The following is a 15,733-nucleotide window of genomic DNA, read 5'->3' on the forward strand; positions in this document are numbered from 1 at the left end:
CCACAGGATCAAAAACCCTCAAAATATCACTCAAAAAAATACTCAAAAAATACAAACTCTACAAAATACAAAAAACAAAAAACATCAAATACAGCTACAACAAAAAATCAAAAATACTAAAAACAATAGTCAAAAACCTAGCACACAACAAAATAGCTAAACTCAGAATAACAGTATACAGAAAAGCTTAAAAGAAGAAAATAAAGAATAAAAAATAATTTCACTCTAGGAATCAATTATTCAAAATCTACAAATACAGCATTTAATGCTGAAAAAAGTGAAACTTTCACAGATATAAATGGTTAAAGAGAATCACGATGATTAATGAATGGTATTAGAAAATATAATACATGAAAAACTAAATTCACAAATGGCAAAATACATCATCACAGTTTCATCTGATGATTCAAAATATATTCTTAATTCAGTCTTAGTTGAACTTGAAACCTAGAATATCAACAATACTTAATGATAACAATAAAACAAGTAAAAATCTAGCAGCAATATCTTATGAAAAAAACAGGAATGCCAATAATAGCTATTGTCTTAGTTTCGCTAATCAACATTTGGAATTGTTTTTCTAGAAAAGAATGATCAAATATTTTTTTTGGAAGAATTTATTTTTTTCTCTTCCATTTTTCTCTTATTTTTTTACATTTTACTTAATATATTATTAATTTTTAAATATTTTGCATGAGTTTTATAAAAAATCCTAAAGTATTGAATATGTGACAATTTTTAAGTAAAACAGTATAATAAGATAATATCATAATTATTACACATTATCTTTTGAATATTAAATATCCCTTCTTATTGAAGGTAAAACTTTGATTAGGATATCTTGAGCGTCTTCTTTATTTTTTACTTTACGAGCCACGATTTTTCCGTTTTTAAAGATAGTTACATTTCTATCATCAATATTCAACATAGCTACTCCCATACTTTCTGAACATTTTACTTTTCCTATCTTTTCAAGTTCTGTGCATGTTTTTTTTATATCTACAGTATATGCAAGTTCATTTTCAAACATTATTTTGTTTGCTTCATCTTTACAAGGCTTATAGATTACAAGTTCTTTCTTTTCAGAAGTATTATGTCCAATATCTAAGGTGACTTTCTCAAAATTAACAGCTTTTAATTCATTTTCTATGAGGTTAAGAGTATTTTTATTAAGTAGAGCATCAATGTTGTTTACTTCAATTTGAGCAGTATTTGAAATATCTCTAACCCTAACATTTTCACTTTTTGTAATATTTTTTATTAAATTTTCAGCATATCTCACTCTATTGATTTTTTTAGAAGTTATTTCATCTGTATTTTTAATTCTAGTAGCTAAACATGTTGTAGCTTCAGAATATTCAATATTGTGATTATTTAGATATTCTAGAACTTCCTCTTTCTCAATTCCTCCTTGGACCAAAGGACTTAGAATATTATTTTCATAATTCACTATTATTCCTGGACGATCTTCGAGAAGATCTGTGATGTTTGTTCCATCTACTATAATTTCAAATCCATTATCATTAGCTATTTTTTTTATATTTGAATACATAACATTTCTACAGACAAAGCAACGGTTTTCATTATTTTTTGTAAAAGTTTCAAGTTCCAAAATGTCTTTACTTATTATTTCATGAGGAATATCAATGTTTTCTGCTATTTTTTGAGCATTAGCTATAAAATTAGTTGGCATTATTTCATTATCAAAAGTAATAGCTAAAAGATTCTTTGCTACTTTCTTTGCTAAGTATGCTACCATTGTACTATCAGCCCCTCCTGAAAAAGCGATGGCTATATCTTTCCCTTCAATAACTTTTTCTGCTTTTTCAATTTTTTCATCAATATTCATTTTTTCACCATAAAATAGAATTGAAATTAATTAATATTATTAAGAGTTCAGCTGATTTTTCTGTTTTTAATATGATTTTATTGTTATTTTATCCATATATTAATCTGATATCTGGTATAGTAGATGTAAGTTTATTAAATTTCTGATAATGTTTATAATATGATAATGTTTATAATTTATGATAAATATTATAATCTTTAATAAATTTTATAAGTTCTTATAAAGTTTGTGATTTTTAATAAATTTTATAAGTTCTTATAAAGTTTGTGATTTTTAATAAATTTTATAAGTTCTTATAAAGTTTGTGATTTTTAATAGATTTTATAAGTTATGATAAATATTATAATCTTTAATAGATTTTATAAGTTCTTATAAAGTTTGTGATCTTTAATAGATTTTATAAGTTCTTATAAAGTTTATAATCTCTAATAAGGATTACAATTTTTGATAAAGTTTGTAATTAATGTTAAATAATGGAGATAGTTATTTTAAATTTTTAATATATTGTAAAAGAGCTATTGAGTCTTGTTTTTTAATATTCATTGTGTTAACAAGAAAATCTCTTAATTTGTCTTTTTTGCTATCATCAAGATTGGATTCTTTTAATATTCTGGTATATGTTCTATTAGGGTAATAGATTGATTTAGCAATGACTTCAAGTTCATTTTTTTCATTAATATTTAATATTCCTTTTTTAACAGCTTCTTTTAATTTGTAATTCACATTAACCAAGGCTTCAGATAATGCTTCTTTGGTACTTGGATCAAAAACAACAGCTACATCATCATCAGAGTCAATATTCCCTTTAGCATATTCTTCATAGACATATCCGATTCCAATCATTCCTAAATTATCTAATTCAGAAGCTCTAAGAGCACCCATACTTCCACCACCAATCACGATTATTCCTTTTTCAATAGCTTTAATGATTTCTTTATGTCCTACAGCAGGATACTGATGAAACACCCCATCAATTATTCCTATAACATCTGGTGAATCTTCGATAGCTTTTAGAATATCTTCTCTTCTAACTGGATCTCTATAATCGGCATCTAATATTTTTGAAGCTTCTTCATGAGATATAGAAAGCCCAGTAAATATTATTATCTTTTTTTCATTTTTCATTTACACACACTTGACATTTGTATTATTATTATTATTATTTTTATCACTTTCATTTTTTTTTTTTTTTTTTTTTTTTATTTGTTTGGTGTAGTTAATTTTATTTATCTATTTTTGAGTGGTATATTTAAAATTTTCTAAAACTTCATCCAGCGATTCCCTATTCTTTCTGAATCCACGGTATAAGTTTCAGTTCCAGGAATAATCATTCTAATGACATTTACTCCAATTTCTTCTCGTGTTAAATTTGTAAAAAGAATTTTATCGAAGGAATTATTTCTCAATTCATTAACTGTTATTTCAATGTCATGTTTTAAAGAGTTTGTGCTGTTATCTTCAATATCTGTTAAGTTGATCTTATCTTCTTCTTCTATAAAATATTCCTTATTTATCTTTTTCATGCGTTCATAACCTGCTTTTCTCATAAAAACAGCTCTTGAAGTGTCTTCTCTTGTTCCATGAATTTGTGTAGCTCTACTTTGAGCTACCTCTGTTAAAGCTCTCATAATAGCTATTTCTGGATTAAGATGAGTTCCAACTCCTATAGTTAAAAGAGCAGGATCTTTTAAACGAGTATCATCTGCACTAGCCAACATTGTTGGTATTTTCACATCTGCTGTTAAATCCAGTAATTTTATTTCTATAGATTCTTCCCTAAATTTTTCTAAAATACTATTTATTATAGGATTTTTGATACTAGCTATTTCAATCTGCTTTTTGTTTTTTTTACTTAATTCAAAAATACTCCAAGCATCTCTTTCAATCACTTCTAACATTCCATGAAGAACAGATTCTTCTAAAACATTTCCTGAAGCTAATCCATTACTATTTCCTTTAAATATTGCTACTGAATCTGTTGGTACATATGGGTGAAAGATTGCATTTGAAGGAACATAATATTCTTCTTTGTCTGTTATATCAATAGCTGTTGTCCATTGGATTTTTTTAGAATCAAAGTCTAAATTTTTAGTCTCATTTGGTAAAATTAAACTCTCAGGATGAATTGAATTTTCAAGTTCATTCACAGTAGCTATTATCGAATTTTTATCATCAATAGGCTGTTTTTCAGCAGAATATCTTTCAAAGCCTTCCATCATAGCAGAAGCCTTTGCTTGGTTCCTTGTAGCTCCTTTACCTGCATAAATACTCACTCCTCCATCTTGTGCAGTTGGACGAATAGCTGAAAAAACTGGAATCCCAACACGGTCTAAATGAGTTATTTCAGTGATACGTGTTATTCCAGCTATTTTAAGTTTATGTTCATAGTTAGCTATTGTTTTAAGAGGATCAATGCTTCGATGAGTACATGAAAAATAATTAATAGGAATATCTGAAAACATTTTACTCACATTATTCTTAGTTTATATTATTTCTAAAAATACTTTTACTCGTTTACTCAGATTAGTTATAGGAACATTTTGTAGGGTAATAAAAATTTAATTTTCTAGAATAATGAAATATAAACCATAAATCCCGCAACAGCCGCAGTCCCTAACCATATAAGTGGATTCCATCTAATTATCTTGGCTCCATCAAGGACACTAAAAGGTATCAAATTAAATAGAGCTAACCAGCTATTGATAGCAAATCCTAAAGTGAAAGTTATAGTTAATATTTGTTCTATAAGTGGGTCTGTTATAATCCCCATATTTATACTGATAGATGTTATAATAAATAAAACAAAAAATAACAAACCCAATGCTATATTTGTCAATGGTCCACTTAAAGAAATTATCCCATTTTCTCTATCAGTCATATATTCTCCATATATATGAACAGCTCCTGGAGCAGCAAATATAAATCCAAAAATAGGGCTTATTAAAGCAATAAATAGTCCAGGGAGCCAATTTTTAAACTCTGCCCAATATCCATAATGCATAGCTACAAATTTATGAGCTATTTCATGAAGTATAAATCCTAAACCAACACCAACCATAATCATAGGTAATAGATAAAGAATTTGATCGTAATTTGGTCTGGAATAAAGTATAGAAAATGCAACTGAGATAACAAAAAATGCAATAAATAGATCTTTTATTTCATTGGAAGTAAATTTAAACATACTTTAAGATATATTATTAAGGTTAATAAATATTTTCAATGATATTAATCATGATAATTACTTTCTTATTTAATTAATAATATTCTATTAAATAATTAATTATTTTTTCATGAAATTTTAATTTTTTAATAATTTATAATTCATATCCTTTTTAATTGTTAATTATAATATTTTAAATACATAATTAATCACATATTTCATGAAATTTTAATTTTTTAATAATTTATAATTCATATCCTTTTTAATTGTTAATTATAATATTTTAAAATACATAATTAATCACATATTTCATGAAATTTTAATTTTTTAATAATTATAATTATCCTTTTTAATTGTTAATTATAATATTTTAAATACATAATTAATCACATATTTCATGAAATTTTAATTTTTTAATAATTATAATTATCCTTTTTAATTATTAATTATAATATTATAATATTTTAAAAATAATCACCTTAATAATCAATAGAATTTAATATGGATATAATATGGATGAAATATTGAGGACAATCTTCTTAGAATATCTTAAAAAGGATAATGATAAGCATTATAAAAACTAGAATAATTATAATAAATAGGACAACTAAAATAGTATAAAGATAGTAATTGAATATTTTGGAGATAATATGAAATCATGTGAATTTGCAAAAGAGCATGAACTTTATGGAGAACTTATAATAACTAGCAGGTACTGGGAATTATTTTTAGCTCCAAGTCAAAGATACTTAGGAACATGTGTTCTAAAGTTAAAAAGGGATTGCCCTAATTTAAGGGATCTAAACACTGAAGAATGGTGTGAGTTCACTGATTTGGTTAAAAATATTGAGGAAGCTATTATTGATGTATTTAACCCAGATTTATTCAACTGGAGTTGCTTTAAAAACGCGAGTTTTAGAAAAAGTAATCCAAAACCACAAATACATTGGCATATTCATCCTAGATATGAGAATCCAGTTTTCTTTGAAGGATTAAAATTTGAAGATCCTGATTTTGGTTATATTCCTAGGCCAATAACAGAAAAAATTCCTAAAAATATCCAAACGAAGATGCTTGTGATTTTAAGGGAAAGATTAGCTATTGATTGCGAATAAACTTTAATTAATTCTATGATTTGTTCTTAAAGAATGAATTGAGTAATAGAAAAGATAGGAAGTGTTTAATTGAATGAAAAGAAACTTAAATCCATTCTAGAGAAAATTCATGACAAAAATTATGATTGTATGATTTTAACTCAATTTAACAACATAAGATATATTTCTAATTATGCTCCTACAAGTTTTGCAATTTGTCTTTTGAAAGATGATCCAATTATATTAACTTCTTCTATGGATAAAGAATTAGCTGAGAAAACATCTGAAATCCCAGTAGAAGAATTCAAATCATTTAATGAATTAAAAAAATTATTTGAAAAAGATAATTTTAAAAAAATAGCTATTGAAAGCTCTATATCTATAAGCTTATTTAGAAAAATTGAGGGGAACTGGGATTTAAATATTGAAGATTTTCTAGAGAAAGAACGAATGATTAAGTCAAAGGATGAAATTACAAAATTAGAAAAAGCAGCAGGAATTTCTCATAAATCCTTTAAAGAATTAAATCCAATGAAAAAGCGAGAAGATGGTTTTACTGAATGGGAGTTGGCTTATGAATTAGGCTATCTTCTTAGGAAAAATGGGGCTGAAAAGGAATCTTTTGAAACTATAATAGCTACTGGAACTAACTCTAGCTTACCTCATGCTAGAACTCAAAACAAGAAACTCCAAACCCCAATTTTAATGGATTGGGGATGTAAAGCAGAGGGGTATTGTTCTGATACAACTAGAACTTTTGTTTATAGTGAAAAACAAGAAGAAATTTTTGATATAGTTTTTGAAGCTCATAATAAAGCTATTAAATCAGTTAAAGCTGGAATAAAATCTTGTGAAATAGATAAAATAGCTAGATCCATAATTTCTGAATATGGTTATGAAAAAAATTTTATCCACTCTACAGGCCATAGTTTAGGTTTAGATATTCATGAAATCCCTTCTATTTCAAAGAAAGATGAAACTATTTTAGAAAAAAATATGGTTATAACAATAGAGCCAGGAATATACTTAGAAGGGAATTTTGGAGTTAGAATCGAAGATACAATCATTGTTGGTAAAAATAAAGCAGAAATTATTGGAAATCTCCCTTATTCTATCTGATTTTTACTAATTTAGCTTTGTTATTAATTATTCTTTTTAATTGCTTTTGTTAATTATCTTCATCATTAATTATTTTTGTTGTTTGGATTTCTTAATTGATTTCATTTTTAATTATTTTTGTTGTTTGGATTTCTTAATTGATTTCATTTTTAATTATTTTTGTTGTTTGGATTTCTTAATTGATTTCATTTTTAATTATTTTTGTTGTTTGGATTTCTTAATTGATTTCATTTTTAATTATTTTTGTTAACGATTTTTTCATTAGTTATTACATTAATAGTATTATAGTAATCACTGAATTTTGGTGACTGTTATTTATCTATCATGTGTTTCAAATTTTAAGCAACATATCATAATCATTAATTTTTTATATTTTAATGGAAGATTTATAGTTTTTCAATTTTTTCAATTGGCAGGTCTATTATTTTACTTATTTGTTCTATTGACATGCCTGTTTCTTTTAATTTTTTAGCATATTCAATACTTGCTTTTTCTTTTCCTATTTCTATTCCTTTTTGTGTTGCTGTGTATTTGAGGGTTATTTCGTCGTACTGTGCCATTTCTCGCATTTCATACATTCTGTAGTCTTCATCACTCATGGATATGAGGTCTAGTTTTTTTTGTGCTTTTTCTATGGTTTTGTTCATTTTCATCACCTTTTCTAATAATTTGGGTTTTGTGTTTTTATCGAAGTATATTAACCACTGGTGTAAAAAGTTGTTAATATTTTTGTTCTTTAACTTTTTAAAGTTTTGCATGTTTATGAAGTGTATTTCTATGCCTTCTAAAAACTTAGGAGTACAGGTTTTTATTGATGGTATGTCTATCAATCGATAGAATGTGTGTACTTTGTCATTATTTTTCATTTTGTAGTCTATTAGGTTGATAGCTATTACTTCTGGTAGTTTTTGGTAGTTTTGTCCTTCTTTTATGAGGCGTCTGTAGATATTACATGCATAGAAAAGTGATCTTTTTATCATCTCACCAGTATTCTGTCTTTGTGCTTCTATAATTATCTCTTTATTAGATGTTTTCGATCTTATATCAAGTATACAATACTTATCTTTCAGTTTTTCTGCAGATAACTTAGTATTCTCATTAATTTCTATATTATCTAATATTTCATCCACTGAAATGTTTTTTATTCCATTTTCAGTTATTATTTTGTTTCTATTTTCAAGTATTGCATTTATAAAGGATAATAACTGCTCCTCATCACCGTTTTCACCCATACACTTTAAAACAGCAAAATCATTCAAAGGATCCAATTCTCTCATAAAAATAGCTATTAACACCCATAATATATAAATATAACAGTAATACCAAGAGCAATACTGATTTTAAATCATTAAATTGAAGTAACTTAAAAATTAACAATCAATATTATAAACTTAGCATGAAAATAGAAATATCCATCACAATTGAGTGTTAAAAATCAAGTTTTTAAAATTTTAATGGAAGTGATTCTTATATTTATTATCTAAATTCCATATAGTATATTACTCAAAAATTGCAGCATATGCTCATTTTTAAAAATTTCTGTAAAAAACTCTTAAAAAACCCATTAAATGAGATTTAAAGAATCTATAGAGAATATTGGAATATATTCAAATTATGTTATCTGTTGCAAAACTTTGGTAATATACTATAATTGTTATTGTTATTATTATTTTTCTATTTATTGATTATTTTATTTTTATTCTTCTAATTATTCTAGTACATGAGATATTATTAAATAAAAACAATTTAATCACTAGAAAACAAAAATATCAATTCTTTTAAAGTTTTTTAATTGATTATAATATTGATTTTTAATAAAAGTAATACTTATTAATTAGTTTTTTAATACTATTCTTTATATTTATAATTATATCAATATAAGATATTTATAGATTTTTAACTTGTTAATAAGTTATAGATAACTTTTTATTGATTTTAAAAAATTAGAATTATAAATAAATGTCTTTAATGTGGTTCATATGTTTTTAAATGATTTAGTTTATTTGTTATCAAAATTAATTGAAAATAAGATTCCTGAAAAATATTTAATTAGATTTCAGGAAATATTACTATCCAGTGGGATATTTACAATAGCTCCACAGCTTTTAGCAAATGTTGTATTGTTAATTTTTATATTACTAGTTATAACAATATTTCTCTCAATACTATTTTCCTTTGATTTGATTATAGCTATTCTTGCTTCAATAGCTATTCCTCCAGGGGTTCTAGCTTCTTACATATTCATTAAAGCTGAAAAAAGAAGAGAAATGATTGAAAAAGCTAGTCCTGACTTTTTAAGACAGCTATCAGCTATGCTAAGGGTAGGTTTAAGCTTTGAAAATGCAATGGATGAATTATCAAAATATGGTTCAGGCCCATTATATGACGAACTTAGACGCACTGTGATTGAAATCAGGATAGGTAGAGATTTTGATGAAACTATAATTGCTATGTTAGAAAGACTTAAATCAAAAAATTTAGAAAGAACATTTAAAATAATTTTAGAAGCCAGAAAAAGTGGAGGGGGATTAGCCGATATAATTGACAATGTATCTGAAGATTTAAGATCAGTTAATGCGATTAAAAGAGAACGACGATCAAGTGTCATGATGGCGATCATGTTTTTAATAATTTCAGCTATTATCGCGGCCCCCTTTGCTCTTGGCATGGTTGGAATATACTCCGCGTTCATGGAAGAATTAGGTAAAGGTAGTGAACTAATAGAAACTGCAAAAATAGCTGCAGGATCTTATATAATTATTCATTCAATACTTGCAGGTTTCATAATTGGCTTAATAATGTATGGTGACTTAAAAAAGGGAATTAAATTTTCTATCCCTTTGACCTTATGTGCTTATTCAATATTTTACTTAATAAGTAACTTTGGTTCAGCTTTTTTGAGTTTTTAGATTTAAGTCATTATAAATATTATTTTTGTATGTGATTATGATTTTAATTATTTTTTGGGATTGTTTGTGAGAGTGAATTTATGAATTTAAGTGATATTAAATTATTAAATATATTGTCCATAGATGAAAAAGGACAAGCTGGAGCTGAAATGTTACTTCTTATGGGAGGAATGGTTATCATTGTTTTAATAGCTAGTTACTTTTATAAAGATTATTTATTAAATCTCGGAGATGAAATGAAATTTACTGAATTAACTGAATTGAATAAATCCGTTAATAATATTTCTTCGAAATTTGTGTAATTGGTTTAAAAAATTATTTATTCTATAATTTATAATAGAATAACTAAGTATTAAAATATTGGAAGTAAGTTTATAATAGTATATTTGGGTATTAGAATTTAGAATTGGGGTTATAATAGTATATTTGGGTATTAGAATTTAGAATTGGGGTTATAATAGTATATTTGGGTATTAGAATTTAGAATTGGGGTTATAATAGTATATTTGGGTATTAGAATTTAGAATTAGGTTTTATATAATATAATCATGTCAAATATTGGAATAAATTAGGTATGGGAAATATTAGAAATGTATTACAATTAAAAAGCTATATAATAGCTATGCAATAAATAATATGGTAAAAAAAGTATAAGGGGATCTGAAAAAATGAAAATGCTGATTAATGGAGTATCTGAGGGAAAAGATGAAACTTTTAATATTATGAATCCTTATAATAAAGAAATTTTGGATACTGTACCTGTTGGTGATAGGGGGGATGTTAAAAAAGCTATTAGGGCGGCTAATAAGGCTAAAAAATCATTACAAGCTATGTCTTCTAGGAAAGTATCTGAAGGGTTGTATAATGCTTATGATTCTCTTAAAAAAGAACAAAAGTCTTTAGCGAAATTAATCACTCAAGAAACTGGGAAACCTATTAAAGATTCTTTGGTAGAAATGGCAAGATCTGTAGAAACTTTAAAATTTGCTGCAGAGGAATCTAAACGAATTTATGGGGAGTCTGTTCCTTTAGATGCGGGACTTGGGGGAAAAGGATTATTTGCATTTACTCAAAAAATTCCTCTTGGTGTGGTAGCTGCTGTTACTCCTTTCAATTATCCAGTTAATTTAGCTGTTCATAAAATAGCTCCTGCAATAGCTGCTAAAAATACTACAGTACTAAAACCTTCTCTTAAGGCACCTTTAGCTACAATACGACTAGCTGAAATTATTGATGCTGAATTTCCAAATGGTGTAATTAATTGTATTACAGGTTATGGTGGAGAGATGGGTGATGAGTTAGTGGTAAATGAGGAAGTCAACAAGATATCTTTTACAGGCAGTGTTGCTACAGGGTTACTTATTTCTAACAGAGCAGGAATGAAAAAAGTCACTTTAGAATTAGGTGGAAATGATCCATTAGTTGTATTAAAAGATGCGAATATAGAAAAAGCTGTTAAAGGGGCTGTTTTAGGTTCTTATCTTTATTCAGGTCAAGTTTGTATGGCAGTTAAAAGAATAATTATAGATAAAATTATAGCTGATGAATTCATTGATCTATTTATTAAAGAAACAAAAAAATTGAAAATTGGAGATCCTATGGATCCTAAAACAGATATTGGGCCGTTAATTGATGAAGATGCTGCTAAAATGGTGGAACAGTCTGTTGTAGAATCATATAAAAAAGGAGCTAAATTACTTCTTGGTGGGAACCGTGATGGTAATTTCTTTGAACCAACTATTCTTGATAACATAACTGAAGATATGAATATTGTTGTAAATGAAACATTTGGTCCAGTTTCTCCTATTATTCGAGTCGATGGTGTAGATGAGGCGATATCTGTCGCTAACAATTCAGAATTCGGACTTCAAGGGGGAGTATTCACTGAAAATATTCATGATGGGTTAAAATGTGCGAATGAAATAGAAGTGGGATCAATCTTTATAAACAAACAATCTACATTTAGAACTGATAATATGCCTTTTGGTGGGTTTAAACTAAGTGGTATTGGAAAAGAAGGAGTAAAATATGCTATGAATGACATGACTCGAACAAAATTAATTGCTATGAATTTGAAATAATTAAACTATTTCCAGTATTTAAACAAGGAATGATTAAAGGAATTAATTGGACTGTATTAATTAAAAAAGAAGGAAATTAATTAAAAGGAATGATAAAAAGAAGGTTTTTCTATTAATTAATAAGAAAGAAGGAAAATGAGGAATTATGAGAGAATATGGGAGAAATATCTAATTCCTCTTTTTCAATAAAGAACGAAAAGGTTCGGAGTAGAAAATTTCCGTGTTTTGAACCTTTCCGCATTTAGTCTACTAGACAACTAGCAATAATTTTTTCAAGGAGGAATTATTAAAATATACTATAGTTACTACGGCGAAATAGAATTTTTAATTTATTTTTTCCCATTGAATTTGTTTTTTCCCTTGGAAAATTATTACTTGTATTAGTAATATATAGTAAGAAGTAATATATATTTTTTTTGTTTTATCATATTATAGTATTTCTGGAAAAGTTCTTAAGTTTTGAAAATAAATTAAATTCTTAATATCATTTATTTTTAATTATAACATCTTAAAATTAATTATTCTTTATAAAATTTCTTTTTAATGTCTTTATTTTACTCATATTAAAGAACAAGCAATTTATTACAAACATTCTTAATTTTATTTAATGTAAAAAAGGATTTATATTAAATTCATATAAAAAATAAAAATAAAATTTATTTTAAGTTGTTTATGGGATTTTAATTGATTTTTTTATTTTTTTAGATTTGTTAGCTATTTTAGAGCTTATTCAGTAACAATTTTTGTGCCTAATATCACATTATCTGATATGTTATCTATCTGATCAAAGGTAACTAAACCCTCATCATAATAAAACATATCATGATCTAGACTTATACCAATTCCTTTTACAGAACCTTCTTGTTCATCAATGTAAATATCACTAACTTTACCTATAGGTTCTCCCTCATTATCAACAACGTCCATCCCTACTATTTTGTTTACTCTCATTTAACCCACCTCCTTTTTTTTAATATTTAATATTATTTTATTTTGATCGCAGTTATCCTACATCAATTACCTTATCTAATAGTACTTCATAGGATATATCATTTATTTGATCAAAATTAACTATTTCTTCCTTATGGGGAAATAATGCTTGTTCCAAAACTATATCTACTTTATTAATATGACCGTTGCTTGTATTTATATCAACATCATTCACTGTACCTACAGATTTACCTTCCCCATCAACAACATCTTTACCTATTAAATCACTTATTTTCATTTCAATTACCTCCTTTTAATGAAAAATATGAAATTAAATATTTTTTCTAATAGGATACTTTTTTTTGTTAAGATATTTTTAATCCTTTTCTTCGCATGATATTTTTTCTAAGATACTTTCCATTTGGATAGTTTTTTACTATTTTTTCACTTGAAAAACTTTTTGGATAGTTTTTCAATAGAATACTTGTTGAATTGTAACAATTACATTACTTTTTTAAACTATATAAATTTTCTCCAGACTTGATAACTATTCTCTAAATCTTAAAAAAAGCGAAATAAATAAGAATATTCTATATTATATCATGGAATTTATTTAGGTTTGATTAATATAATTTCAAGTAATCATTTGCATATCAAAATTAATAACTTTTAAATATTTATATTTATAATTTTATTGGATAAATTTTTAAATAGCTATGTATCTATTAATTTTCACTGGAATTAATTTTTTACAATTTTTAACATTTATTATCATATTTTACAATTTTTAGTCTCTGATTAATAATGGCTAACTATTTATTACAGTTTAACAAATAGTGCTATAGGATGATTCTTTAATTATTTTATATTATATTAGATAAAAAATAATTAATAGCTTTAAAGTTGATTAGAACTTTATCATATGGAGAAAATAAGGAGAAAGGGATATGTGGGACACAACTAAAGATTATAGACTTGTATTAGGTCAAAAAACCATTGATTTATTTATTAGAACTGTAAGAGGTGGAAGTTTTAGAGGAAGATGGAATAAAAAAATGGCACTTGAAAGTGCAACAGACATGGAAAGTGATTTTCAATCTCTTTTATACTCTTATTTAGATCCTCAAGATTTAGCTGAGACTCAAGAAATAGTTAATCTAGAAGAAAAAGCTAATTTGGTTATAAGATATTTGGGAGGGGATGATTGGGCTCATTTATTCCTTGAGCAAACCCCCAAAAATGACAAGGAAAAGTCTGAGGAAGCAATTGCTAAAGCAAGGTTCTTTTTAGACACTGTTTTAGGATTGAAAAAGCGAATTCTTTTTGGACCTATTAATGATCCTATTATATCTATTGATATAAAAGTAGGAGAAATAATGAGTGTTAGTAAACACCCTGAAGCAGATAATTTACTGATATGCAATGTAAATATTGGAGAAAAAGCTATTAAAGTGGTTACTAATGATTTAGAAATTAAAGATGAAGATCGTGTGGGTATTGCAATGTTGCCACCTGAAACATTTATGGGAATAGCTAGTTCTGGCATGTTCTTAGGAGTTGAAGGTGAGGTATTAAAAGAAGTCGACGGAGATTTAGGAGAAATTCCCAAAGGATTCCCTCTTGAAGCATTAAATGCAAGTCGAAATTTAATTGAAAATTTTTTAAGTAAATGATTTTTTTAAATTAGTTATTTTTTCAAATATTTTTTCTTTTAAATAATTTTTAAATATTTTTTTTTATTTAAAACGATTTTTAAATATTTTTTCTTTTAAATAATTTTCAGAATTATTTGTTAATTAGTTCAGTTTATTTTTAATAAATTTGTCTTTGTAACCAAAACTATTTATATTATCATTAAAACATAATTATATCATTAAATGAATTTAATTTAATAGTATCGTTTTGAATAAATAAAATATTAAAAATTAGAAACTTATAAATAATAATATTAATTAAATATATTATATATAAATAAAATTGTAAGGTTATTAATTATAAACTTATCAATTATAAAGTTATTGTATAAATTTTCATGATTTACTTAATTTCAAGGATTAATATTTGGTTTTAGTAATCAATATTTAATAATTATATAAATTATAAATTAACAATCACGAATTTAATTTAGGGTGAAAAAATGGTAGAAGTTTCAAATCTTTATGATTTAGATATATATACGGTTGCAGGGCAATATGTTGGAAGAGTTGCAGATGTGGTTCTTAATATAAGGTTAGGAACAATTTCTAAACTTCAAGTAAGATCTTTAGAACCTGAAAATAAGAATGTTGGATTCAGAGAAATTGTTAAAAAGGGTTTACAGTTTGTTCCTGAAGAAAATGAAATAAGAACATTTCAAGAAGGTTTACTCAATGTGGATTATGATAAGGTTAGAGCTATTGGGGATATAATGTTGATAGACCCTCAAGTTATTCAAAACCAGACTCCACAACCAAATTCTAATCAGGCCCCAACAAATCCAGAACAATAAATACTATTATTAAATGATAATTTGTTTTGGTAGAGATAAATAGCTAATTATTTTACTAAAAGATTATATAACTTAGTTATTAATTTTTAAAATTTCTTAC

17 protein-coding genes are annotated in these 15,733 nt (G+C 25.7%); 10 read left to right on the forward strand and 7 right to left on the reverse strand.

The annotated features are described in order from the left end of the window. From MBCUT_RS11295 to MBCUT_RS11300, 3 genes are all read left to right on the forward strand, one after another. The coding region (locus tag MBCUT_RS11295) for a hypothetical protein (protein ID WP_169805394.1) at window positions 1–191 on the forward strand (191 nt) is incomplete at its 5' end. A gap of 137 nt (window positions 192–328) precedes the next feature. Continuing rightward, a complete protein-coding gene (locus tag MBCUT_RS11715) occupies window positions 329–451 on the forward strand; it encodes a hypothetical protein (RefSeq protein ID WP_281177937.1) in 123 nt (40 codons plus the stop codon). Then, a complete protein-coding gene (locus MBCUT_RS11300) occupies window positions 441–584 on the forward strand; it encodes a hypothetical protein (RefSeq protein WP_169805395.1) in 144 nt (47 codons plus the stop codon). The genes MBCUT_RS11715 and MBCUT_RS11300 overlap by 11 nt, the downstream gene beginning before the upstream one ends. Window positions 585–796: 212 nt before the next feature. On the opposite strand, the gene larE is transcribed toward MBCUT_RS11300, so the two are convergent. From larE to MBCUT_RS04755, 4 genes are all read right to left on the reverse strand, one after another. Further along, entirely contained in the window at window positions 797–1,849 is a 1,053-nt protein-coding gene (gene larE / locus MBCUT_RS04740; protein WP_067259494.1) for an ATP-dependent sacrificial sulfur transferase LarE, read from the reverse strand. A 483-nt stretch (window positions 1,850–2,332) separates the two neighbouring features. Then, window positions 2,333–2,974, reverse strand: a complete 642-nt coding sequence (locus MBCUT_RS04745; RefSeq protein ID WP_067259496.1) for a TfuA-related McrA-glycine thioamidation protein — start codon at window positions 2,972–2,974, stop codon at window positions 2,333–2,335. Window positions 2,975–3,108: 134 nt separating this feature from the next. After that, on the reverse strand, window positions 3,109–4,311 hold the full coding sequence (locus MBCUT_RS04750) for a YcaO-related McrA-glycine thioamidation protein (protein WP_067259498.1): 1,203 nt from the start codon (window positions 4,309–4,311) through the stop codon (window positions 3,109–3,111). A gap of 104 nt (window positions 4,312–4,415) precedes the next feature. After that, complete coding sequence (locus MBCUT_RS04755) at window positions 4,416–5,033, reverse strand: metalloprotease (RefSeq protein ID WP_067259500.1); 618 nt, start codon at window positions 5,031–5,033, stop codon at window positions 4,416–4,418. Between the two features lie 629 nt (window positions 5,034–5,662). Here MBCUT_RS04755 and MBCUT_RS04760 point away from each other — a divergent pair. Together MBCUT_RS04760 and MBCUT_RS04765 are read left to right on the forward strand one after the other, a co-directional pair. Then, entirely contained in the window at window positions 5,663–6,127 is a 465-nt protein-coding gene (locus MBCUT_RS04760) for an HIT family protein (RefSeq protein WP_067259502.1), read from the forward strand. A gap of 69 nt (window positions 6,128–6,196) precedes the next feature. Then, a complete protein-coding gene (locus tag MBCUT_RS04765; RefSeq protein ID WP_067259505.1) occupies window positions 6,197–7,225 on the forward strand; it encodes a M24 family metallopeptidase in 1,029 nt (342 codons plus the stop codon). 386 nt (window positions 7,226–7,611) lie between these two features. Here the strand turns inward: MBCUT_RS04765 and MBCUT_RS04770 are convergent, their stop codons facing one another. Then, a complete protein-coding gene (locus MBCUT_RS04770) occupies window positions 7,612–8,502 on the reverse strand; it encodes an Rpn family recombination-promoting nuclease/putative transposase (protein WP_067259507.1) in 891 nt (296 codons plus the stop codon). Between the two features lie 702 nt (window positions 8,503–9,204). Between MBCUT_RS04770 and MBCUT_RS04775 the strand changes: the two genes are divergently transcribed. The 3 genes from MBCUT_RS04775 (at window position 9,205) to MBCUT_RS04785 (ending at window position 12,215) form a co-directional block, all read left to right on the forward strand. Continuing rightward, entirely contained in the window at window positions 9,205–10,134 is a 930-nt protein-coding gene (locus MBCUT_RS04775; protein WP_067259509.1) for a type II secretion system F family protein, read from the forward strand. 80 nt (window positions 10,135–10,214) lie between these two features. Then, window positions 10,215–10,436: a class III signal peptide-containing protein gene (locus tag MBCUT_RS04780; protein ID WP_067259511.1), complete on the forward strand. Its 222-nt coding sequence runs from the start codon at window positions 10,215–10,217 to the stop codon at window positions 10,434–10,436. Between the two features lie 366 nt (window positions 10,437–10,802). Then, window positions 10,803–12,215, forward strand: a complete 1,413-nt coding sequence (locus tag MBCUT_RS04785) for a lactaldehyde dehydrogenase (protein ID WP_067259513.1) — start codon at window positions 10,803–10,805, stop codon at window positions 12,213–12,215. Between the two features lie 726 nt (window positions 12,216–12,941). On the opposite strand, the gene MBCUT_RS04790 is transcribed toward MBCUT_RS04785, so the two are convergent. Further along, window positions 12,942–13,166 carry a PRC-barrel domain-containing protein gene (locus tag MBCUT_RS04790; protein WP_067259516.1) on the reverse strand — a complete coding sequence of 75 codons (225 nt, stop codon included), beginning with the start codon at window positions 13,164–13,166 and terminating at the stop codon, window positions 12,942–12,944. 52 nt (window positions 13,167–13,218) lie between these two features. Then, the gene (locus tag MBCUT_RS04795; RefSeq protein ID WP_067259518.1) at window positions 13,219–13,443 is read right to left on the reverse strand and encodes a PRC-barrel domain-containing protein; all 225 of its coding nucleotides are present in this window, start codon (window positions 13,441–13,443) and stop codon (window positions 13,219–13,221) included. 649 nt (window positions 13,444–14,092) lie between these two features. Between MBCUT_RS04795 and MBCUT_RS04800 the strand changes: the two genes are divergently transcribed. Further along, complete coding sequence (locus MBCUT_RS04800; RefSeq protein WP_067259520.1) at window positions 14,093–14,818, forward strand: tRNA-binding protein; 726 nt, start codon at window positions 14,093–14,095, stop codon at window positions 14,816–14,818. Window positions 14,819–15,282: 464 nt separating this feature from the next. Continuing rightward, window positions 15,283–15,633, forward strand: a complete 351-nt coding sequence (locus MBCUT_RS04805) for a PRC-barrel domain-containing protein (protein WP_067259522.1) — start codon at window positions 15,283–15,285, stop codon at window positions 15,631–15,633. The last annotated feature ends 100 nt before the right edge of the window (window positions 15,634–15,733 follow it).

The sequence above is a fragment of the Methanobrevibacter cuticularis genome (assembly GCF_001639285.1).
GTDB lineage: Archaea > Methanobacteriota > Methanobacteria > Methanobacteriales > Methanobacteriaceae > Methanobaculum > Methanobaculum cuticulare.

Bases quoted from the DNA above. Each gene is read 5' to 3' on its own strand.
- MBCUT_RS11715 (WP_281177937.1), top strand. From the start codon at position 329: ATGGTATTAGAAAATATAATACATGAAAAACTAAATTCACAAATGGCA.
- larE (WP_067259494.1), bottom strand. From the start codon at position 1,849: ATGAATATTGATGAAAAAATTGAAAAAGCAGAAAAAGTTATTGAAGGG.
- MBCUT_RS04745 (WP_067259496.1), bottom strand. From the start codon at position 2,974: ATGAAAAATGAAAAAAAGATAATAATATTTACTGGGCTTTCTATATCT.
- MBCUT_RS04750 (WP_067259498.1), bottom strand. From the start codon at position 4,311: ATGTTTTCAGATATTCCTATTAATTATTTTTCATGTACTCATCGAAGC.
- MBCUT_RS04755 (WP_067259500.1), bottom strand. From the start codon at position 5,033: ATGTTTAAATTTACTTCCAATGAAATAAAAGATCTATTTATTGCATTT.
- MBCUT_RS04760 (WP_067259502.1), top strand. From the start codon at position 5,663: ATGAAATCATGTGAATTTGCAAAAGAGCATGAACTTTATGGAGAACTT.
- MBCUT_RS04770 (WP_067259507.1), bottom strand. From the start codon at position 8,502: ATGAGAGAATTGGATCCTTTGAATGATTTTGCTGTTTTAAAGTGTATG.
- MBCUT_RS04775 (WP_067259509.1), top strand. From the start codon at position 9,205: ATGTTTTTAAATGATTTAGTTTATTTGTTATCAAAATTAATTGAAAAT.
- MBCUT_RS04780 (WP_067259511.1), top strand. From the start codon at position 10,215: ATGAATTTAAGTGATATTAAATTATTAAATATATTGTCCATAGATGAA.
- MBCUT_RS04785 (WP_067259513.1), top strand. From the start codon at position 10,803: ATGAAAATGCTGATTAATGGAGTATCTGAGGGAAAAGATGAAACTTTT.
- MBCUT_RS04790 (WP_067259516.1), bottom strand. From the start codon at position 13,166: ATGAGAGTAAACAAAATAGTAGGGATGGACGTTGTTGATAATGAGGGA.
- MBCUT_RS04795 (WP_067259518.1), bottom strand. From the start codon at position 13,443: ATGAAAATAAGTGATTTAATAGGTAAAGATGTTGTTGATGGGGAAGGT.
- MBCUT_RS04800 (WP_067259520.1), top strand. From the start codon at position 14,093: ATGTGGGACACAACTAAAGATTATAGACTTGTATTAGGTCAAAAAACC.
- MBCUT_RS04805 (WP_067259522.1), top strand. From the start codon at position 15,283: ATGGTAGAAGTTTCAAATCTTTATGATTTAGATATATATACGGTTGCA.